At 63.0% G+C, this 19,133-nt stretch carries 18 protein-coding genes; 16 read left to right on the plus strand and 2 right to left on the minus strand.

Annotated elements, in window-relative coordinates; genetic code table 11:
• From Q1U94_RS07245 to Q1U94_RS07300, 12 genes are all read left to right on the plus strand, one after another.
• The coding region (locus Q1U94_RS07245; RefSeq protein WP_300543033.1) for an NADH-quinone oxidoreductase subunit H at window positions 1–736 on the plus strand (736 nt) is incomplete at its 5' end.
• A 5-nt stretch (window positions 737–741) separates the two neighbouring features.
• The gene (nuoI, locus tag Q1U94_RS07250; RefSeq protein ID WP_300543035.1) at window positions 742–1,230 is read left to right on the plus strand and encodes an NADH-quinone oxidoreductase subunit NuoI; all 489 of its coding nucleotides are present in this window, start codon (window positions 742–744) and stop codon (window positions 1,228–1,230) included.
• 35 nt (window positions 1,231–1,265) lie between these two features.
• A complete protein-coding gene (locus Q1U94_RS07255) occupies window positions 1,266–1,877 on the plus strand; it encodes an NADH-quinone oxidoreductase subunit J (protein WP_300543037.1) in 612 nt (203 codons plus the stop codon).
• Window positions 1,877–2,185, plus strand: coding sequence for an NADH-quinone oxidoreductase subunit NuoK (gene nuoK, locus Q1U94_RS07260; protein WP_300543056.1), 309 nt, complete (start codon window positions 1,877–1,879; stop codon window positions 2,183–2,185). The genes Q1U94_RS07255 and nuoK overlap by 1 nt, the downstream gene beginning before the upstream one ends.
• A 6-nt stretch (window positions 2,186–2,191) precedes the next feature.
• Window positions 2,192–4,318: an NADH-quinone oxidoreductase subunit L gene (gene nuoL, locus Q1U94_RS07265; RefSeq protein WP_300543038.1), complete on the plus strand. Its 2,127-nt coding sequence runs from the start codon at window positions 2,192–2,194 to the stop codon at window positions 4,316–4,318.
• Window positions 4,319–5,833 carry an NADH-quinone oxidoreductase subunit M gene (locus tag Q1U94_RS07270; protein WP_300543039.1) on the plus strand — a complete coding sequence of 505 codons (1,515 nt, stop codon included), beginning with the start codon at window positions 4,319–4,321 and terminating at the stop codon, window positions 5,831–5,833.
• A gap of 13 nt (window positions 5,834–5,846) precedes the next feature.
• A complete protein-coding gene (gene nuoN, locus Q1U94_RS07275) occupies window positions 5,847–7,289 on the plus strand; it encodes an NADH-quinone oxidoreductase subunit NuoN (RefSeq protein ID WP_300543040.1) in 1,443 nt (480 codons plus the stop codon).
• Between the two features lie 4 nt (window positions 7,290–7,293).
• Window positions 7,294–8,037 carry a biotin--[acetyl-CoA-carboxylase] ligase gene (locus tag Q1U94_RS07280; protein ID WP_300543042.1) on the plus strand — a complete coding sequence of 248 codons (744 nt, stop codon included), beginning with the start codon at window positions 7,294–7,296 and terminating at the stop codon, window positions 8,035–8,037.
• A gap of 19 nt (window positions 8,038–8,056) precedes the next feature.
• Window positions 8,057–8,839 carry a type III pantothenate kinase gene (locus tag Q1U94_RS07285; RefSeq protein WP_300543043.1) on the plus strand — a complete coding sequence of 261 codons (783 nt, stop codon included), beginning with the start codon at window positions 8,057–8,059 and terminating at the stop codon, window positions 8,837–8,839.
• A complete protein-coding gene (locus Q1U94_RS07290) occupies window positions 8,817–10,499 on the plus strand; it encodes a ribonuclease J (protein ID WP_300543045.1) in 1,683 nt (560 codons plus the stop codon). The genes Q1U94_RS07285 and Q1U94_RS07290 overlap by 23 nt, the downstream gene beginning before the upstream one ends.
• Window positions 10,500–10,502: 3 nt before the next feature.
• The gene (gene mce / locus Q1U94_RS07295; protein WP_300543046.1) at window positions 10,503–10,922 is read left to right on the plus strand and encodes a methylmalonyl-CoA epimerase; all 420 of its coding nucleotides are present in this window, start codon (window positions 10,503–10,505) and stop codon (window positions 10,920–10,922) included.
• Window positions 10,919–11,263: a DUF1467 family protein gene (locus Q1U94_RS07300; protein ID WP_300543048.1), complete on the plus strand. Its 345-nt coding sequence runs from the start codon at window positions 10,919–10,921 to the stop codon at window positions 11,261–11,263. Before mce ends, Q1U94_RS07300 begins: the two co-directional genes overlap by 4 nt.
• 34 nt (window positions 11,264–11,297) lie before the next feature.
• On the opposite strand, the gene Q1U94_RS07305 is transcribed toward Q1U94_RS07300, so the two are convergent.
• The gene (locus tag Q1U94_RS07305; RefSeq protein WP_300543049.1) at window positions 11,298–11,765 is read right to left on the minus strand and encodes a DUF1203 domain-containing protein; all 468 of its coding nucleotides are present in this window, start codon (window positions 11,763–11,765) and stop codon (window positions 11,298–11,300) included.
• Window positions 11,766–11,958: 193 nt separating this feature from the next.
• On the opposite strand from Q1U94_RS07305, the gene proS reads away from it, so the two are divergent.
• Genes proS through Q1U94_RS07320 form a run of 3 tightly spaced genes read left to right on the plus strand, consistent with a single transcriptional unit; the run spans window position 11,959 to window position 15,287 of the window.
• Window positions 11,959–13,293, plus strand: coding sequence for a proline--tRNA ligase (gene proS / locus Q1U94_RS07310; RefSeq protein WP_300543050.1), 1,335 nt, complete (start codon window positions 11,959–11,961; stop codon window positions 13,291–13,293).
• Window positions 13,286–14,602, plus strand: a complete 1,317-nt coding sequence (locus tag Q1U94_RS07315) for a lipoprotein-releasing ABC transporter permease subunit (protein WP_300543051.1) — start codon at window positions 13,286–13,288, stop codon at window positions 14,600–14,602. Before proS ends, Q1U94_RS07315 begins: the two co-directional genes overlap by 8 nt.
• The gene (locus Q1U94_RS07320; protein ID WP_300543052.1) at window positions 14,595–15,287 is read left to right on the plus strand and encodes an ABC transporter ATP-binding protein; all 693 of its coding nucleotides are present in this window, start codon (window positions 14,595–14,597) and stop codon (window positions 15,285–15,287) included. The genes Q1U94_RS07315 and Q1U94_RS07320 overlap by 8 nt, the downstream gene beginning before the upstream one ends.
• Window positions 15,288–15,573: 286 nt before the next feature.
• Here the strand turns inward: Q1U94_RS07320 and bla are convergent, their stop codons facing one another.
• A complete protein-coding gene (gene bla / locus Q1U94_RS07325) occupies window positions 15,574–16,506 on the minus strand; it encodes a class A beta-lactamase (RefSeq protein ID WP_300543053.1) in 933 nt (310 codons plus the stop codon).
• Window positions 16,507–16,755: 249 nt separating this feature from the next.
• Between bla and dnaE the strand changes: the two genes are divergently transcribed.
• Window positions 16,756–19,133 (plus strand): DNA polymerase III subunit alpha (gene dnaE, locus Q1U94_RS07330; protein ID WP_366917271.1); only part of this gene is annotated, 2,378 nt, incomplete at its 3' end.

Genomic DNA, 19,133 nt, shown 5'->3' on the forward strand with positions numbered 1-19,133 from the left:
CGATATCAATGTCGGTATCCTCTACCTCTTCGCCATGTCCAGCCTGGGCGTTTACGGCATCATTATCGGCGGCTGGGCTTCGAATTCCAAATACCCCTTCCTGGGTGCATTGCGTTCGGCCGCCCAGATGGTCTCCTACGAAGTGTCGATCGGTTTCATCATCGTCACCGTGCTGCTGTTTGCCGGCTCGATGCGCCTCAGCGACATCGTCGATATCCAGGCGGGCGGTTTCTGGAACTGGAATCTCTTGGCCTTCCACGCCTTCCCGCTGCCGATGTTCCTGGTGATGGTCCCGATGGCAGTGATCTTCTTTGTCTCGGCGCTGGCAGAGACCAACCGGCCGCCCTTCGACCTGCCGGAAGCGGAATCGGAACTCGTCGCCGGCTATCAGGTGGAATACTCCTCGACGCCGTATCTTCTCTTCATGATCGGCGAATATCTCAACATCGTGCTGATGTGTGCGATGACGACGATCCTTTTCTTCGGCGGCTGGCATGCGCCTTTCCCGGACGGGTTTGTCGGCGACTGGCCCTACCTGGCCTCGCACGCCTGGCACTTCTTCTGGTTCGCCGCCAAGGTTGTCTTCTTCTTCTTCATGTTCGCGATGGTGAAAGCGCTGGTGCCGCGTTACCGCTATGACCAGCTGATGCGCCTGGGGTGGAAAATCTTCCTGCCGACCTCGCTGGCTGCGGTCGCCCTCGTCGGCGCTGCCGTCGTCTATGGCCCGCAAGGATAAGTGTCATGAGCAGACTGCAACAGACCATTCGCGGCGCCCTTCTGATGGACTTCTGGTCCGCCTTTGCTCTGGGTATGCGCTACTTCTTCCAGAAGAAGGCGACAGTGAACTACCCCTTCGAGAAGGGGCCGCTCAGCCCGCGCTTTCGCGGCCAACACGCCCTTCGCCGCTATGCCAACGGGGAAGAACGCTGTATCGCCTGCAAGCTGTGCGAAGCGATATGCCCGGCGCTGGCGATCACGATTGAGGCCGAGCCGCGGGCCGACGGATCGCGGCGCACCACGCGCTACGATATCGACATGACCAAATGCATCTATTGCGGCTACTGCCAGGAGGCATGCCCGGTGGATGCGATCGTGGAAGGTCCGAACTTCGAGTTCGCGACCGAGACCCGCGAGGAACTTTTCTACGACAAGGCAAAACTGCTCGAGAACGGCGATCGCTGGGAACGGGAAATTGCCAGAAACCTGGAACTCGACGCGCCGTACCGCTAGGCCGCGCCGACAGACTTGAAACGGAAGAGGGCATCATGCTCGCAAACCTGGCCTTCTGGGCTTTCTCCGGAGTGGCGATCGCGTCGGCCTTGATGGTCGTCGTCGCCCGCAACCCGGTGAGGTCCGTCCTGTTCCTGATCCTGGCCTTCTTCTCGGCCGCGGGTCTCTTTGTCCTTCTGGGCGCTGAATTTCTCGCGATGCTGTTGATCGTCGTCTATGTCGGCGCGGTCGCGGTGCTGTTCCTCTTCGTCGTGATGATGCTGGACATCGACTTCGCCGAGCTGAAGCAGGGCTTTTTGAGCTATCTGCCGCTGGGCGGGCTGATCGGTATCGTTCTGGCGGCCGAGCTGGCGATGATCGGTCTGAACTGGGAGGCTGCGCCTCAGGCCGAAGCGCTGCGTGCCGCGGCCATGCCCGAGGGAATGAGCAATATCGAGGCGCTGGGTACGGTCATCTACGATCAGTACGTCTATTTCTTCCAGGCCGCGGGCCTCATCCTGCTGGTCGCCATGATCGGCGCCATCGTGCTGACCCTGCGTCACAAGCCGGGCGTGAAGCGCCAGAGCGTGACAGCCCAGGTCGGCCGCGACCGCAAGGACGCCGTTGAAATGCTGGATATCAAGCCGGGACAGGGGATTGGAGAATGATGGAGATCGGGCTGGGGCATTATCTCGCCGTCGCCGCGGTGCTCTTCACCATCGGCGTGTTCGGCATCTTCGTGAACCGCAAGAATGTCATCATCCTTCTGATGTCGATCGAACTGATCCTGTTGTCGGTCAACGTCAACCTGGTCGCGTTCTCGTCTTTCCTGGGGGATCTGGCCGGGCAGGTCTTCGCCCTGTTCGTGCTGACCGTGGCCGCGGCCGAAGCCGCCGTGGGCCTGGCCATTCTCGTCGTCTATTTCCGCAACCGGGGCGATATCTCGGTTGAGGGCGTCAATCTGATGAAGGGCTAGGGGATCATGGCACCAATTATCGTCTTCGGGCCGCTCCTTGCCTCGGCCTTCGCCGGATTGTTCGGCAATTATGTCGGCCACCGCGCCGCGCAGATCGTCACCACGGGTACGGTGCTGCTGGCTGCGGTCTTGTCCTGGATCGTCTTCTTCGATGTCACCGTGGGCGGCAATGTCCAGACCATCCATGTCGCGACCTGGATGAGCGTCGGCAATTTCGACGTCTCCTGGGCGATCAAGCTGGACAGCCTGTCGGCCGTCATGCTGGTCGTTGTGAACACGGTGTCCTCGCTGGTGCACGTCTATTCCTGGGGCTATATGTCCCACGACCCGCACCGGGCGCGCTTTTTCTCCTACCTGTCCTTCTTCACCTTCGCCATGCTGGCGCTGGTGACAGCCGACAACTTCCTCCAGCTCTTTTTCGGCTGGGAAGGTGTGGGCCTCGCCTCCTACCTGCTGATCGGCTTCTGGTACAAGAAGAAGTCGGCTAACGACGCCGCCATCAAGGCCTTCGTGACCAACCGGGTCGGCGATTTCGGCTTTGCCTTGGGCATCATGGCGCTGTTCCTGGTGTTCGGCACCGTCTCCTTCGACGACGTCTTCGCGCAGGTCGGTTCGCAAACGGGGACGACGCTGGCTTTCCTCGGCATGGAATTCAACGCGATCGAACTGATCGCCTTCCTTCTCTTCATCGGCGCCATGGGCAAGTCGGCGCAGTTCTTCCTGCACGTCTGGCTGCCGGACGCGATGGAAGGGCCCACGCCGGTCTCCGCGCTGATCCACGCCGCCACCATGGTGACGGCAGGCGTGTTCCTGGTCTGCCGCTGCTTCCCGATCTACGAGGCGGCGCCGAGCGCATCCGCGGTTGTCACCGTAATCGGTGCGGTTACCGCGCTGTTCGCGGCGACCGTGGGCGTGGCGCAGAACGACATCAAGCGGGTCGTCGCCTATTCCACCTGTTCGCAGCTGGGCTACATGTTCTTTGCTGCCGGGCTGGGCCTGTACGGCGCGGCGATGTTCCACCTGTTCACCCACGCCTTCTTCAAGGCGCTCCTGTTCCTGGGGTCGGGCGCCGTGATCCACGGCCTGCACGACGAGCAGGACATGCGCAAAATGGGTGGCGTCTACAAGATGATGCCCTTTACCTGGGCGATGATGATCGTTGGCACCGTCGCGCTGACCGGCGTCGGCTTCTCCTTCGGGGCGCTGGGCCTTTTGCCCTGGGATCTCGGCTTTGCCGGCTTCTTCTCCAAGGATGCGATCATCGAGGGCGCGTTCATGGCGGGCCGCGAAGGCGTGTTCTTCGGCATTCCGGCCTTCTGGATCGGCGTGTTCGCGGCGCTTCTGACCAGCTTCTACTCCTGGCGGCTGATCTTCATGACCTTCCACGGCCATTATCGCGGCCCGAAAGATGTCTACGATCATGCACACGATCCGGGTGCTTCCATGGCGATCCCGCTGATTGTGCTGGCTGTCGGTGCCGTACTGGCCGGCGGCCTGTTCAAGTCCAGCTTCATCGGGGATGAGGCCGACCGTTTCTGGGGCGAGGCTTTGCATGCGGGGGCTCACGGTCCTGCCGTGGCCGGCGAGGGCGATCACGGTGCGGCCGGCGATCATGCCGCAGACACGCACGCCGAACCGGCCGATGCCCACGCGGCTCCCGCCGATACTCATGCGGCCGACCGCCATGCCGAAGCGGCGGAGCATGCCGAGGAGGGCGATCATGGCGGCGGACACCACCCGCCGGCCTGGGTGCTGCTCTCGCCCTTCATTGCCACCGTGCTCGGTTTTCTGGGTGCGATCTGGTTCTACGTCGTCAATGAAGGCATGGGCGCGCGCATCGCCGCACGCGGCGGTCCGCTCCATTCCTTCCTCTACAACAAGTGGTATTTCGACGAGCTCTACAACTTCGTCTTCGTGCGCGGCTCGCGGGCGTTGGGCGATCTTTTCTGGAAAATCGGGGATATGCGGATCATCGACGGTTTCGGCCCGAACGGGGTTGCGGGCACGACACTGGCCGCCGCGAAACGCCTGGCCAAGACCCAGTCCGGCTATCTCTACCATTATGCATTCGTGATGCTGATCGGTGTCCTGGGTCTTCTGGTCTGGGTCCAGTTCAGCGCGGGAGGCCAATAGATGTTTGGCGAGTTCGAAGCCTTTCTTTCGATCCTGACCTTCGTCCCGGCCATCGGCGCGCTGGTCATCGCGCTGTTCCGCTTTACCGCCCGGCCTGAGGACCAGGCCCTGATCGACAAGAATTCGCGCCTCGTCGCCTGGGTGGCGACGATGGTGACGCTGGCCCTGTCGGTCATCATGGTGGCGAATTTCGATCGCGAGACGGCCGGGTTCCAGTTCGTCCATGAAGTGACCTGGCTGGAACAGATCGGGCTGGGCTATCGCATGGGTGTAGACGGGCTGTCGGTTCTGTTCGTGCTGCTGACCGCGGGCCTGATGCCGATCTGTATCATGGCCTCCGGCGCTATCGAGAAGCGCGTCGCCGACTACATGATTGCCTTCCTGCTTCTGGAAACGCTCATCATCGGCGTGTTCTGTGCACTGGACCTGGTCGTCTTCTACATATTCTTCGAAGGCGGACTCATCCCGATGTTCATCATCATCGGCGTGTGGGGCGGTCAGAACCGGATCTATGCCGCGTTCAAATTCTTCCTCTATACGCTGCTCGGCTCGGTGCTGATGCTGGTGGCGATGGTCTTCATGTTCCTGCAGGCCGGCACGACCGATATCACCGTGCTGCTGGAGACCGAGTTTGCGCGCAATGCGCAGATGTGGATGTGGCTGGCCTTCTTCGCCTCCTTCGCGGTGAAGATGCCGATGTGGCCGGTCCATACCTGGCTGCCGGATGCCCACGTTCAGGCCCCCACGGCCGGTTCGGTCATCCTGGCCGGCGTGCTTCTGAAGCTGGGCGGTTACGGCTTCCTGCGTTTCTCGATCCCGATGTTCCCGGACGCCTCCGACTATTTCGCGCCGATGGTGTTCGTGCTGTCGATCATCGCCATTATCTACACCTCGCTGGTGGCGTTCCGTCAGACCGATATCAAGAAGCTGATCGCCTATTCCTCCGTCGCCCACATGGGTTTCGTGACGATGGGCCTGTTTGCGATGAACGATGTCGGGGTGCAGGGCGCGATCTTCCAGATGATCTCGCACGGCGTGATCTCGGGCGCGCTCTTCCTGTGCGTCGGGGTCATCTATGACCGCATGCACACCCGCGAAATCGCCTTCTATGGCGGCCTGGTGCACCGCATGCCGGTTTATGCGGCGATCTTTGCCCTGTTCACCATGGCCAATGTCGGCCTGCCCGGCACCTCCGGCTTTGTCGGCGAGATCATGACCATGGTCGGTGCCTATCAGGTGAGTGCCTGGATCGCCTTCGGCGCAGCCTTCGGCGTGATCCTGTCGGCGATGTACATGCTGACCGTCTATCGCAATGTCGTGTTCGGTGAGATGACCAATCCCAAGCTGGAAAACATCACCGATCTGAACCGTATGGAATGGGCGATCTTCATTCCGCTGGTGATCATGACGCTGTGGCTGGGTCTGTCCTCGACTATCGTCACCGACATCACTGCGGCCTCGGTCGACAATCTGATTTCAAACTACGATGCGGCGCTGGCCGCACCGGCTGAGTAGGAGAGGCCTAGCCATGACGGCGGACATGCTTTCCCGGGACCTGTCGCTCCTCATCCCCGAGATCCTTCTGGCCTGCGGCGCCATGGCGCTGTTGATGCTGGGCGTGTTCATGAAAGGCGAGGGCGCCAACAAGCTGGTGCAATGGTTCACCGTGGGCCTGCTGGTTGCGGCCGGTCTGGGCGCACTTTTCCTGGTGACGGGCGAGGGTACGGCCTTTGACGGCGGTTTCATCTTTGACGGTCTGGCGCGCTTCTCCAAGGTCGCCATCGGTATTGTCGCGGCGATCGCCATGCTGCTCGCCATGCCGTATCTGAAGGCGGAGAGGCTGGGCAAGATCGAGTATCCGATCCTGGTCGCGCTGGCGGTGACCGGTATGATGATGATGGTTTCCGCCAACGATCTCATCGCCATGTATATGGGTATCGAGTTGCAGTCGCTGGCGCTCTACGTGCTCGCTGCCTTCAACCGCGACAGCTTGCGCGCGTCCGAGGCGGGCCTGAAGTATTTCGTACTGGGCGCGCTTTCCTCGGGCCTGCTGCTCTACGGCTCGTCCCTGGTCTACGGCTTTGCCGGCGCCACCGGTTTCAACGAGATCGCCATCGCCGTGGAAAGCGGGCCGTCCGTGGGCCTCATCTTCGGCCTGGTTTTCGTGATCTGCGGACTGGCCTTCAAGGTCTCCGCCGCGCCGTTCCACATGTGGACGCCGGACGTCTATGAGGGTGCGCCGACCCCGGTGACGGCCTTCTTCGCGACCGCACCCAAATTCGCCGCCATCGTGCTCCTGGCGCGTGTGCTGGTCGAACCTTTCGGCGGCATGGTCGAGCAATGGCGGGACGTGATCTGGATAATCGCGGCGCTGTCCATGGCGATCGGCTCCTTCGGCGCGCTGACGCAGCAGAATATAAAACGCCTGATGGCCTATTCCTCGATCGCGAACATGGGCTATGCCCTCGTCGCCGTCGCGGCAGCCAGCCAGACCGGCATGTGGGCGCTCCTGGTCTACATGACGCTCTACATGATCTCCGTGGTCGGTTCCTTCGGCGCGATCCTCTCGATGCGCACCCGCGAGGGCATGGTCGAGCAGATCTCCGACCTGGCCGGCGTCGCCCAGCGCAATCCGGGCCTGGGCTGGTCGATCACGGCGCTGATGTTCTCCATCGGCGGCCTGCCCTTCATGGTTGGGTTCTTCGGGAAATTCTTCCTGATCTACGCCGCGGTCGAGGCGAACCTGTTGGTCCTGGCCGTCCTGGCCGTGCTCTTTTCCGTAGTCGGCGCGGCCTATTATCTGCGCGTCGTGAAGACGGTCTGGTTCGACGATGGCGATGTGGAATTCGTACCGGCCTCGCTCAGCATCTACTGGGTGACGCGCCTGGCGGGCCTGTCCACCGTGCTGCTGTTGCCGGTACTGGGCTGGCTGGTCTTCCGCGCCTATTCGGTCGGTCTGGCGACGCTCTGACGCCTTGACCGCGCCCGCTATCGACTGGCTCGAGGAAACCGCATCGACGAATGCCGATGCCCGGCTGCGGGCCGGGGCGGGAGAGCGCGGGCCGTTGTGGATCGCGGCAAAGCGCCAGAGTGCGGGTCGTGGCCGTCGCGGCCGGGCCTGGAGCGGGTTGGAGGGCAATCTCTTCGCCACCGGTCTTTACACGCTGCAGAGTGACCCCGCCCGCGCTGCGGAGCTGTCTTTCGCTGCAGCACTGGCGGTCGCGGACGTCTGCGATACAGCGCTCGGGGACCCTGTGCGCACGCGTGTGAAATGGCCCAATGACGTGCTTGTCGACCGGCGCAAGGCCGCCGGCATCCTGCTGGAATCCGGACAGGCACCGGGGGGCGGTCTGTGGATCGCAGTGGGTATCGGGATCAATCTGGCGGCCCATCCCGCAGATGCCGAACGGCCGGCCATCTCGCTGGCTGCGGCCGGCGCCTCGCTGACACGTGAAGTGGCGCTGGATGTCCTGATCGGAGCCTTCGAGACCTGGCGGGTGCGCTGGCTGCGTGACGGGTTCGGTCCGGTCCGCGACAGCTGGCTGGCGCGTGCGCATGGGCTGGGCGAGCGCTGCGAAGCACGCCTGGAGGGCGAGACACTCACCGGAACCTTCGCCGATCTGGGGCCGGATGGTGCCTTGCGGCTGGACTTGGACGGCGGCGGGCGACGGTATATCTCCGCAGGAGACGTTTTCTTCCCGGACCGGACGAAAGCGTAGGCGGGAGGAAAGGATACCCATGCTGCTCGCAATCGATTGCGGCAATACCAATACGCTGTTCGCCGTCCATGACGGCCGGGACTGGGTTGCGCAATGGCGCTCCGGCACCGATTCCACACGTACGGCGGACGAGCACGCCGTCTGGCTCTCCCAGCTGATGAGCCTGCAGGGTTTCAAGCTCTCGGACGTGACCGGCTGCGTGATCTCTACCGTGGTGCCGCAGGCCCTGTTCAATCTGCGCAATCTCTCGCGCCGCTATTTCAGGGCCGAACCGGTTATCGTCGGCGAGCCTGGCGTGCTGATGAATATCGAGGTGCGCCTGGACCGCCCGCAGGACGCCGGCGCCGACCGCCTGGTCAATGCGCTGGGCGCGCGTTCCGTCTATGACGGTCCGCTGATCATCATCGACAGCGGTACGGCGACGACCTTCGACGTTATTGCCGCGGATGGCGCTTTCGAGGGCGGCATCATTGCGCCGGGAATCAATCTGTCCATGCAGGCGCTGCACCTGGCCGCCGCCAAACTGCCTCGCGTCGCCATTGCCAGGCCGCAGCGTGTGATGGGAAAGGACACGGTTTCTGCGATGCAGTCCGGAGTGTTCTGGGGCTATATCGATCTCATCGACGGGCTGGTAAACCGGCTCAGGAGCGAACTCGGCGGCACCTGGACCGTGATCGCCACAGGCGGCGTTGTCTCCCTGTTCGAGGGCGCCTCGCGCACCATCGACCACTACGACCCGGATCTGACCATCCGGGGCCTCATGGAAGTCTGGAAACTCAATGGCGGAAGCCTCGACCGATAGCCTGTATTTCCTGCCCTTGGGCGGGTCCGACGAAATCGGGATGAATCTCAATCTCTACGGCTATGGGCCGGAGGAGAGCACGAAGTGGATCATCGTCGATTGCGGCGTCACCTTCGGTGATCTTTCCACACCGGGCGTCGACCTGATCATGCCTGATCCGCGCTTCATCGAAGAGCGGCGGGATGACCTGCTGGGCATGGTGCTCACGCACGCTCACGAGGACCATATGGGCGCGGTCGCGCATCTCTGGCGCCGGCTGCGCTGTCCGATCTGGGCCACCCCCTTCACCGCCTGGCTGGTGCGTGACCGGCTGCGGGAATACGGTCTGCAGGACGAGGTCGAACTGCACGAGATCGCACTCGACAGCCGTTTCGAACTGGGTCCGTTCGACATCCAGCTGGTCACACTGACCCATTCCATCCCCGAACCCAATGGCCTGGCCATTCGCACCCCGGCGGGTCTGGTGCTGCATACCGGCGACTGGAAGATCGATCCTGATCCGCTGATCGGCGAAACCACCGACGTTTCCGCGCTCACCGCGATGGGCGAGGAGGGGGTTCTGGCCATGGTCTGTGACTCGACCAACGTCTTTTCCTCCGGCGAAAGCGGGTCGGAGGCCGGGGTCCGTGAGGAGTTGATCAAGGTTGTCGGCGAGAACCGGACCGGCAAGGTCGCCATAGCCGCCTTCGCGTCCAATGTCGCCCGCTTGCAGTCGGCGATCCATGCCGCCGAGGCGAACGGGCGCCGAGTCTGCCTGGTCGGGCGTTCCATGCACCGCATGACCGCGGCGGCCAAATCCGTTGGCCTGTTGCATGACGTTCAGGATTTTGTCGGTGAGGAAGAGGCTGGCTTCTTCCCGCCGGAGAAGATCCTCTATCTGTGTACGGGCTCCCAGGGCGAACCGCGCGCCGCATTGTCGCGCATCGCCGAGGGCAATCACCGCAACGTCACCCTGGGCTCAGGCGATACGGTGATCTTTTCCAGCCGGGTTATTCCCGGCAACGATCTGGGCATTTTCCAGTTGCAGAACCGGCTCGCCGAGCGCGGGGTGGAAATCGTCACCGAGAAGAGCCGGCCTGTGCACGTCTCCGGCCATCCCTGCCGCGACGAGCTGGCCCAGATGTATCAGTGGGCCCAGCCGAAAGTGGCGATCCCTGTGCATGGCGAACGGCGTCACCTGATCGAACATGCCGCATTCGCCAGGGAGCTGCAGGTGCCGCATGCCGTCACCGTCCGCAATGGCGATCTGGTGGAGATCCGCGCCGATGGTGGCGCCTCCATCGTCGACGAGGCGCCGTCAGGCCGGTTGCATGTGGACGGCAATTTCATCACCGACGCCGATGCGGATTCCATGCGCGAGCGCCGCAAGCTGGCCTATGCGGGCCAGGTCACGGTCGCGCTGGCGGTGAACAGGAAGGGCGATCTCGTCGCCGGGCCCGACGTGCGCGCCATGGGCGTGGCGGAGGATGCCTTGCTCTCGCTCGACGAGTTTCTCGATGCCCTCGCCGACGAGGCCGAGCGGGCCTTTGACCGGCTGTCGGTGCGTAGCCGCAAGGATGCCGAGATGGTGGAGGAAGAGGTACGCCGCGCTGTCCGCCGCGATGCCAACCGTATCTGGGGCAAGAAGCCCTGGGTGGAAGTTATGTTGCTGGAGGTTTGAGACATGAAGATCGGACGCCTCAATCATGTCGGTGTGGCGGTGCCGGATATCGAAGCGGCCAAGCTGACCTATGCCACGCTCTACGGAGCGGACGAAGCCACCGAGACGAGGGATTTCCCGCATCTGGGGGTACGCGTCGCCTTTGTCCACCTCGCCAACACGGAAATCGAGCTGCTGGAGCCCCTGGGCGATGACAGTCCGGTGCACAAATTTCTCGATCGCAATCCCAAGGGCGGCCAGCATCATCTCTGTTTCGAAGTGCCCGACATTCTCGCCGCACGGGACGACATGCTGGCCAAGGGCGCCACGGTCCTCGGCACGGGCGAGCCCTATATCGGGGCCCATGGTGTGCCGGTTATCTTCATTCATCCGAAGAATTCGCATGGGCAACTGGTTGAATTAATGCAGGAACCCAAGCGATGATGCGTTATATTCAATACGGGCCGCCGGGCCTGGCCCTGATCCTCTGGCTGTCACGCTTTGTGATCCGCGATGACGGGGTGGGCGTGGTCAACGGGCTGGTCGTCTTCCTGATCGTCTGGTGGCTGGTAATCTTCACCATGCTGCCCATAGGCGTGCGGTCGCAGGAGGAAGCGGGCGAGGTGCAGGAGGGCTCCGAACCCGGCGCCCCCGTCGCCCCCATGCTGATGAAAAAGGCCTGGTGGACGACTATCATCACCAGCTGCATCTGGATCGTCTATTACATCGTCACCGACAGCGGTCTGGCCGCACAATACATGCCGACGGACGGGAGTTGGGGATAGTTTCCTGCCCGACCTTCGTTGGAGAGGAAAACCGTCAGGTCCGCTCCACCCGCGCTGCGAAACATCCATGTGCCGCATTGTGTGCATCGATATAGGCGACATCCCGGCGGTCGAAGGCGTGCGCGATCGCCTCACGCGGATCGCCGGTGAGCACCAGGTCTGCGCCCACCAGCATGCCGTCCTTGTCGAAGAAGCGCAGCGCGATCGGGCGGCCGGTCAGTACCGGCGGGACCGCGTCGACATAAGTGGCCTGTGTAGGTGCATTCTCCCGCACATAGATCGCATAGGACGAGCGATAGGGCGTCTGAGCGCTGTGGCTTTCATGATTGAGCAGCAGCACAGTCTCGCCCGGCTCGGCATCTTCCAGGGTGATGCGGCAGGGAAAGCCGGGCTTGGCAGTAACCGTCTTGCGGACGATACCGAGTTCGGCGAGGGAATCGTCGGGCAAGCCAAAATAGGGGGTGAAGGCGTCGGGCGAAAGGCCGGTGATACGGAAGGACATGGGCGAGGACTCCTTGGTTGATGCCGCGATATTCCCGTTCCGTCCGCGCGCGCCCACCCGATCCTTGCGGTCCTTGACACTGTGTCTGTCCGTTTGACCCGCCCTCTGCAGCGCGCTTGCCATCCCCGCCTTGTTTTCGCGTCCCAACCCGGTCTAATGGGGACGACAACCTCTTATCGCGGAACCCCTTCCCATGCGCCTGTCCCGCTTCTTCCTGCCGGTCCTCAAGGAAACGCCCTCCGACGCCCAGATCGTCTCGCACCAGCTGATGCTGCGCGCGGGGATGATCCGCCAGCAGTCGGCGGGGATCTATTCCTGGCTGCCGCTGGGCCACAAGGTGCTGAAGAAGGTCGAGCAGATCGTGCGCGAGGAACAGAATCGCGCCGGCGCGGTCGAGCTGCTCATGCCGACCATCCAGTCGGCCGATCTCTGGCGCGAGAGCGGACGCTATGAGGACTACGGGGCGGAGATGCTGCGCATCACCGACCGGCATGAGCGTGACATGCTGTTCGGGCCGACCAATGAGGAAATGATCACCGATATCTTCCGGTCCTATTGCCGCTCCTACAAGGACGTGCCGAAACTGCTCTACCACATCCAGTGGAAGTTTCGGGACGAGATCCGGCCGCGCTTCGGCGTCATGCGCGGACGCGAGTTTCTGATGAAGGACACCTATTCCTTCGATCTCGACGAGGACACCGCCCGCAAGTCCTACAACAAGATGTTCGTGGCCTATCTCAACACGTTCGCGCGCATGGGACTCAAGGCGGTGCCGATGAAGGCGGATACGGGGCCGATCGGTGGCGATCTCAGCCATGAATTCATCGTCCTGGCCGAGACCGGCGAGAGCGAGGTGTTCTGTCATGCCGATCTTGTCGACATGGGCGCGCCCGGCCCCGATTTAGATTTCGACAGCGACCTCCAGCCGCTGGTGGACAAGCGCACCGCGCTCTACGCCGCCACGGACGAAATGCATGAGGCCGGCGAGTTCGCCAAGGTGCCCGAGGGCCGCCGGCTGACGGCCCGCGGCATCGAAGTCGGCCACATTTTCTATTTCGGAACCAAGTATTCCGAGCCGATGAAGGCGTTCGTCGCTCATCCCGATGGCAAGGAACGCCCGGTGCATATGGGCTCCTACGGTGTCGGCGTTTCGCGGCTTCTGGGTGCGATCATCGAAGCCCATCACGACGAGAAGGGCTGTATCTGGCCGGAGGAAGTGGCGCCTTTCGGCGTGGGCATTCTCAATCTGCGCACCGGCGACGGCGCAGCGGATGCGGCCTGTGAAGACGCCTATGCGAAACTGTCCGCGGCCGGGCTGGACCCGCTCTATGACGATACGGCAGAGCGGCCGGGCGGTAAGTTCGCAACCGCCGATCTCATAGGTCTGCCCTGCCAGCTTGTCATCGGGCCGCGCGGTCTCAAGGAGGGTAAGGTGGAGCTGAAAGTGCGCCGCACCGGCCAGACCCTCGAATTGTCGCCGGAAGACGCTGTGAACCGTCTGGCCGAACGGGCCTTTTCCGATGGCTGAGGCGAAAGCGGCGAATACGGGTGGGGCGCATCCCTTTTCGCCCTATGAATTCATGCTCGCCTTTCGCTATTTGCGGGCCAAGCGCAAGCATGGCGGCGTGGCGCTGATCGCCTCGATCTCCTTTGCCGGTATCACACTGGCGGTTCTGGGCCTGATCGCGGTGATGTCGATCATGAACGGGTTCCGCGCCGAGCTGTTCAACCAGCTTTTGGGTTTTCAGCCGCATGTCTATGTCGATACACGGCAAATTCTTCCCGACGATGTGGATCGCCTTGTGCAGGAAATCGAGGCCATACCCGGGGTAAAGAGCGCCGATCCGGTGGTCGAAGGCCAGGTGATGGCAACAGCAGGCGGCTATCAGACCTTCCTTCAGGTTCTGGCCACCCGGCCGGAAGATCTTGCGCGGATGGACGTCATCGCCAACCAGACGCCGCAGAGTCCCACGGGCCTGACCCATGGCGATCTCGAGGAATTCGGCGCAGGCCGCAATGGCGGCGACGTCATCGTGCTGGGCGCCGGCGTCGCGCGGCGCCTGGGCGTGAATGTCGGCGACCGGGTCACCTTCACCTCAGCGCGCGCCGCACCCACCGTGTTCGGCGCCCGGCCGCAGCAGAAGGCCTATTATGTCGGCGCGATCCTGGCTGCAGGCGTGTCCACGATCGACAATTCCGTCGCGTTCATGCCGCTGGATCAGGGCCGGCTCTTCTTCGTGCGCGAGGCGGGGACCGATCTTATCCATGTCCGCCTCGACGATCCCGACACGGCGGCGGAATTCGTGCGCCCGATCGCCCAGATCGCCGGGCCCAATGCCTCAGTCTACGACTATACCCGTCTCGACCCGGCCTTTTTCAATGCGCTCCAGTTCGAGCGCACAGCGATGCGGCTCATCCTGGCCATTGTCGTGGCGATTGCCGCCATGAACATCATTTCCGGCCTGGTCATGCTGGTGAAGAACAAGAGCCGGGATATCGCCATTTTGCGCACCATGGGTGCGACCCAGACATCGGTGCTGCGGGTCTTTCTGATCGTCGGCGCCTCGATCGGTGTGTGCGGCACGATAGCCGGTATCCTGCTGGGTATTCTCTTCGTGGCGAATATCGGCCCGATCCAGGATTTCATCACCTGGACGACGGGATCCACGATCTGGGATCCCAATGTCTATTATCTCTACCGTATCCCGGCCAAGCTGGACTGGGGGGAGGTGGTCTTCATCTCCGTCTTTGGCCTGGTAATCTCCCTGCTTGTCACCCTGCCTCCGGCCTGGCGCGCGGCGCGGCTCGATCCCGTGGAGGCGCTGCGCTATGAGTGAGCCTGTTCTCGAACTGCGCGGCATTCATCGCACCTATGTGACGGAAGCCGATACGCTGGATGTGCTCAAGGGCGCCTGCCTGACGCTCCAGCCCGGCGAGATCGTCGGGCTTGTAGGCCCGTCCGGTTCGGGCAAGTCCTCGCTATTGCATGCTGCGGGGCTTCTGGAGCGTCCCGATGCCGGCGAGGTTCTGGTTGGCGGGGCGGCGACCTCGGGCCTGTCCGACCGCCAGCGCACGGCGATCCGGCGTCGCGATATCGGCTTTGTCTATCAGTTCCACCATCTCCTTCCGGAATTCGACGCGCGCGAGAATATCGTCCTGCCGCAACTGATCGGCGGGGTTTCGCGGAGCAGGGCTGTCAAACGTGCCAACGAACTCCTGGCGATGCTGGGCCTGGCCGAGCGCGCCACGCACCAGCCCTCCCAGCTGTCCGGAGGCGAGCAGCAGCGGGTTGCCATCGGTCGGGCGCTGGCCAATGCGCCGCGCGTCCTCCTGGCCGACGAACCGACCGGCAATCTCGACCCCGGCACTTCGGCGACCGTATTCGAGGCCTTCCGTGAGACCGTGCGGGGGGCCGGAGCAGCAGCCCTCGTGGCGACGCACAATCATGATCTCGCCAGCCGCATGGACCGGGTCGTAACCTTCGAGGACGGGCATCTCACACCGTATATCCCGGAACACTAGGGGGGAACACAAGAAGAACATTTTGCTTGATCCGTGCCCGGCGTGTGGTAGAACAAAGCCGGAACTTAAGGAGTTGTGCCGGTATCCGGCTCGTTGGGGAGAGTGTCATGCGCCGTGTTCTTCAAGATGTTTCCGCCGCCACTGCCGTCCTGGGCTTTGCGTGGATGATTGCCATGTGGGGATCGGTTCTCGGCGCGGCTTAGGCAAAGGGCGGGTCCTGCTCTAACGCCCGGCGGATCCGCGCAACGTGCCGGTTGCCGACCAGGCGGCGGCTGGCCGCCGGGCGTTAGAGCAGGGCCTGTATCACACTTTCGGCCACCGCCCGGTGCGCTGAATTGATCTGCGGTGAAAAGGGGTCGGGCGCATCGATAAAGCTGACAATCAGGACGGGGCCGCGGCCGGCGTCCGGGCCGTTTTCCGGCGGCATGGCGAAGGCGACATCGTTGTTGACGCCGGTGTTGGATGTGCCGGTCTTGTCACCGGCGGTCCAGCCGTCGGGCAGGCCGGCCCTTAGGCGGGTGAGGCCGGTATCGGCGGCGATCATCCAGTTTCTCAGACGGTTGCGGCTGTCCGGACGGAGCGCATCGCCGAACAGGAAGTGTTCCATCAGGCCGATCATGGCCAATGGGTTGGTCGTGTCGCGTGGGTCCCCGGGCGCGTTCTCGTTCAGGGCCGGCTCCAGCCGGTCGAGACGGGTGACATTGTCCCCGAACCTGCGGACCCGTTCGGTGAAGCCTGCAGGACCGCCCAGCGAGGCAAGCAGAAGATTTGCCGCCGTGTTGTCACTGCGGCCTATGGTGGCAGCGCACAGCTCGTCGATCGTCATGCCGCCGCGGCCGGCATGTCTCTCGGTCACTGGTGAGTAGGTGACGAGTTCGTCGGCCGTGTATTCGATCCGGCGCTGGAGGTCTTCCTCGCCGCGCTCGACGCGGTTGAGGATGAGGCCGGCGAGCAGCCACTTGAAGGTGGAACACATGGCGAAGCGCTCGTCGCCGCGGTGGGACAACACCCGGCCGGTTGCCAGGTTCAGGGCCGCCACGCCGATACGCCCTCCGGTTCTAGCTTCGATCGCGAACAAGTCCTGTGCCAGCGTATCCGCTCGCGCCGGACCGGTTCCGCTTTGTAGATGAGCACTGGCTTGTAGCAGCGGTGCGGCAGCGGCAAGGACGAGCAGGGTGCGGCGGGTGTATTGGTTTGCCGGGGCGGTTCTGGCGGTCATGCGACTTCCGGGGCTGAGGTTGATGCCGGCATGGCGACATCCGGCCGTGGTGGGCGGTCTTGTGGACAGAAATCTCGCCGCAAAGAGGGCGGGTGTGTGGCGAGGGGTGGCAAATGGTGTGCGGCCAGCCTGCCGGAACCGGTTCTCGGCCCTGCCCGATAGGTCTAGGCTGGCGGGAAGCGACTCGATGCGACGGCCCGGCCGGGCCGGAAATGGCGACAGGCTGGCCACACAGGACGAGTGGAGCGGGTGATGACGGCGAAGCAACCCTTTGTGCATTTGCGGGTCCGTTCGCCGTATTCCCTGCTGGAAGGCGCCATCCGTATGCCGCAGATGGTGTCGGCCTGCCAGGAACATGGCATGCCGGCCATCGCGCTGACTGATACGAACAATCTTTTCGGCGCGCTGGAATTTTCCGAAATCATGGCCGGAGCGGGGATCCAGCCAATTATTGGTTGTACGCTCTCGGTCCGCACTGCCGATCCGCATCCGGGTGAGCGCGCCGAACCGGAGGGCACAGTGGTGCTCCTGGTTCAGGACCGCACCGGGTACGAAAATCTGATGGCGCTTTCCAGTGCCGCCTATTGCGATGTCGACGGGTCGGAAGAAGCCCATGTCCCGCTGGCAAAAGTGCTCGATCATGCACAGGGTCTGATCTGCCTGACCGGCGGGCCGGATGGCGTGCTGAATACGCTGATCACTGGCGGACGCCAGCCCGAGGCGGCCAAACTACTTTCGGCCCTGTCGGATGCTTTCGGCGACCGGCTCTATATTGAACTTCAGCGCCATGGCCTGGCCGAGGAACTGGAGGCCGAAGACTGGCTGGTCGAGGAGGCCTATGTCCGTGGCCTGCCGCTGGTGGCGACCAATGAGGCCTATTTCCCCGATCCGTCCATGCACAAGGCGCACGATGCGCTGCTTTGTATCTCGGAAGGCTCATTTGTCTCGGTCCAGGACCGGCGCCGGGTCACCGAGGACCACTATCTGACGTCACCGCAGGAGATGAGCGAGCGCTTCGCCGATCTGCCTGAAGCGTTGGCCAACACGGTCGAGATTGCGCGGCGCTGTGCCTATCGTGTACGCACCCACAAGCCGATTCTGCCCTCCTTTCCCACCAAGGGCGGCCGCGACGAGGCCGAGGAACTCACCGCCCGTGCCCATGAAGGTCTTGGCGCCCGGCTTGCGGCCGGTGCCGACGCTGCGCCGGAAGAGACCTATCGCGAACGGCTCGATTTCGAGCTCGACATCATCAAGCAGATGGGATTTCCGGGCTACTTCCTGATCGTTTCGGACTTCATCCAGTGGGCCAAGGCACGGGACATTCCTGTCGGCCCGGGCCGGGGCTCAGGCGCCGGTTCGCTGGTCGCCTATGCGCTGACCATCACCGATCTGGACCCCTTGCGCTTCGGACTGCTGTTCGAACGCTTCCTCAATCCAGAACGCGTTTCGATGCCGGACTTCGACGTCGATTTCTGCCAGGAACGCCGCGGCGAAGTGATCCGCTATGTTCAGGAGCGCTATGGGCACGACCGGGTCGCCCAGATCATCACCTTCGGCACGCTGCAGGCGCGCGCTGTGGTGCGCGATACCGGCCGGGTGCTGCAATTGCCCCTGGGGCTGGTCGACAAGCTGGCCAAGATGGTGCCCGCTAATCCGGCCAATCCCGTCACCCTGGCCCAGGCTCTCGACATCGAACCGCGGCTGCAGGAGATGCGGCGCGACGACGATGCTGTCGACAGTCTTCTGACCGTGGCGTTGAAACTTGAAGGTTTCTTCCGCAACGCCTCCACCCACGCGGCGGGCGTGGTGATCGGCGACAGGCCGCTGCCCGAACTCGTCCCGCTCTATCGCGATCCGCGCTCGGACATTCCCGCCACCCAATTCAACATGAAATGGGTCGAACCGGCGGGACTTGTGAAGTTCGACTTTCTGGGCCTGAAAACCCTGACCGTGATCGCCCGAGCCCTGGGCTATATCGCCTCTGCCGGCAAGGACGTGCCCGATATCGAGGCGCTCGATTTCGACGACAAGCCGACATTTGAGCTCCTGCAATCGGGACATGCCATCGGCGTGTTCCAGCTGGAAAGCTCCGGCATGCGCGACACGTTGAAGAAGATGAAGCCGGACGCGATCGAGGATCTGATCGCGCTGATCTCGCTTTATCGCCCCGGCCCGATGAAGAATATCGACGTCTATGTCGACCGGAAGTTCGGCCGCGCCGAGGTTGATTGCCTCCATCCGGACCTGGAAGGCGTTCTCAAGGAAACCTATGGCGTCATCATCTACCAGGAACAGGTGATGCAGATTGCCCAGATCCTGGCCGACTACTCGCTCGGCGAGGCCGATCTTCTGCGCCGGGCCATGGGCAAGAAGAAGAAGGAGGAGATGGACAAGCAGAAAGTCCGTTTTCTCGAAGGCGCCGGGAAGAACGGGGTGAGCCGGGAAAAGGCCTCCTATATTTTCGAACTGGTTGCCGAATTCGCCGGCTACGGTTTCAACAAGTCCCACGCGGCGGCCTATGCCGCGATCGCCTATCGCACGGGCTATCTCAAGGCGAACTATCCCGTCGAATTCATGGCCGCACTGATGTCGCTGGATGCGGCCAACACCGACAAGCTGGCCGCTTT

Source organism: Maricaulis sp. (assembly GCF_030149515.1).
Classification (GTDB): Bacteria; Pseudomonadota; Alphaproteobacteria; order Caulobacterales; family Maricaulaceae; genus Maricaulis.

Coding starts and splice junctions, on each gene's coding strand:
- Q1U94_RS07300 (WP_300543048.1), top strand. CDS start 10,919: ATGATGCGTTATATTCAATACGGGCCGCCGGGCCTGGCCCTGATCCTC.
- Q1U94_RS07270 (WP_300543039.1), top strand. CDS start 4,319: ATGTTTGGCGAGTTCGAAGCCTTTCTTTCGATCCTGACCTTCGTCCCG.
- mce (WP_300543046.1), top strand. CDS start 10,503: ATGAAGATCGGACGCCTCAATCATGTCGGTGTGGCGGTGCCGGATATC.
- Q1U94_RS07285 (WP_300543043.1), top strand. CDS start 8,057: ATGCTGCTCGCAATCGATTGCGGCAATACCAATACGCTGTTCGCCGTC.
- bla (WP_300543053.1), bottom strand. CDS start 16,506: ATGACCGCCAGAACCGCCCCGGCAAACCAATACACCCGCCGCACCCTG.
- nuoI (WP_300543035.1), top strand. CDS start 742: ATGAGCAGACTGCAACAGACCATTCGCGGCGCCCTTCTGATGGACTTC.
- nuoL (WP_300543038.1), top strand. CDS start 2,192: ATGGCACCAATTATCGTCTTCGGGCCGCTCCTTGCCTCGGCCTTCGCC.
- Q1U94_RS07315 (WP_300543051.1), top strand. CDS start 13,286: ATGGCTGAGGCGAAAGCGGCGAATACGGGTGGGGCGCATCCCTTTTCG.
- Q1U94_RS07290 (WP_300543045.1), top strand. CDS start 8,817: ATGGCGGAAGCCTCGACCGATAGCCTGTATTTCCTGCCCTTGGGCGGG.
- nuoN (WP_300543040.1), top strand. CDS start 5,847: ATGACGGCGGACATGCTTTCCCGGGACCTGTCGCTCCTCATCCCCGAG.
- Q1U94_RS07305 (WP_300543049.1), bottom strand. CDS start 11,765: ATGTCCTTCCGTATCACCGGCCTTTCGCCCGACGCCTTCACCCCCTAT.
- Q1U94_RS07320 (WP_300543052.1), top strand. CDS start 14,595: ATGAGTGAGCCTGTTCTCGAACTGCGCGGCATTCATCGCACCTATGTG.
- nuoK (WP_300543056.1), top strand. CDS start 1,877: ATGGAGATCGGGCTGGGGCATTATCTCGCCGTCGCCGCGGTGCTCTTC.
- proS (WP_300543050.1), top strand. CDS start 11,959: ATGCGCCTGTCCCGCTTCTTCCTGCCGGTCCTCAAGGAAACGCCCTCC.
- Q1U94_RS07255 (WP_300543037.1), top strand. CDS start 1,266: ATGCTCGCAAACCTGGCCTTCTGGGCTTTCTCCGGAGTGGCGATCGCG.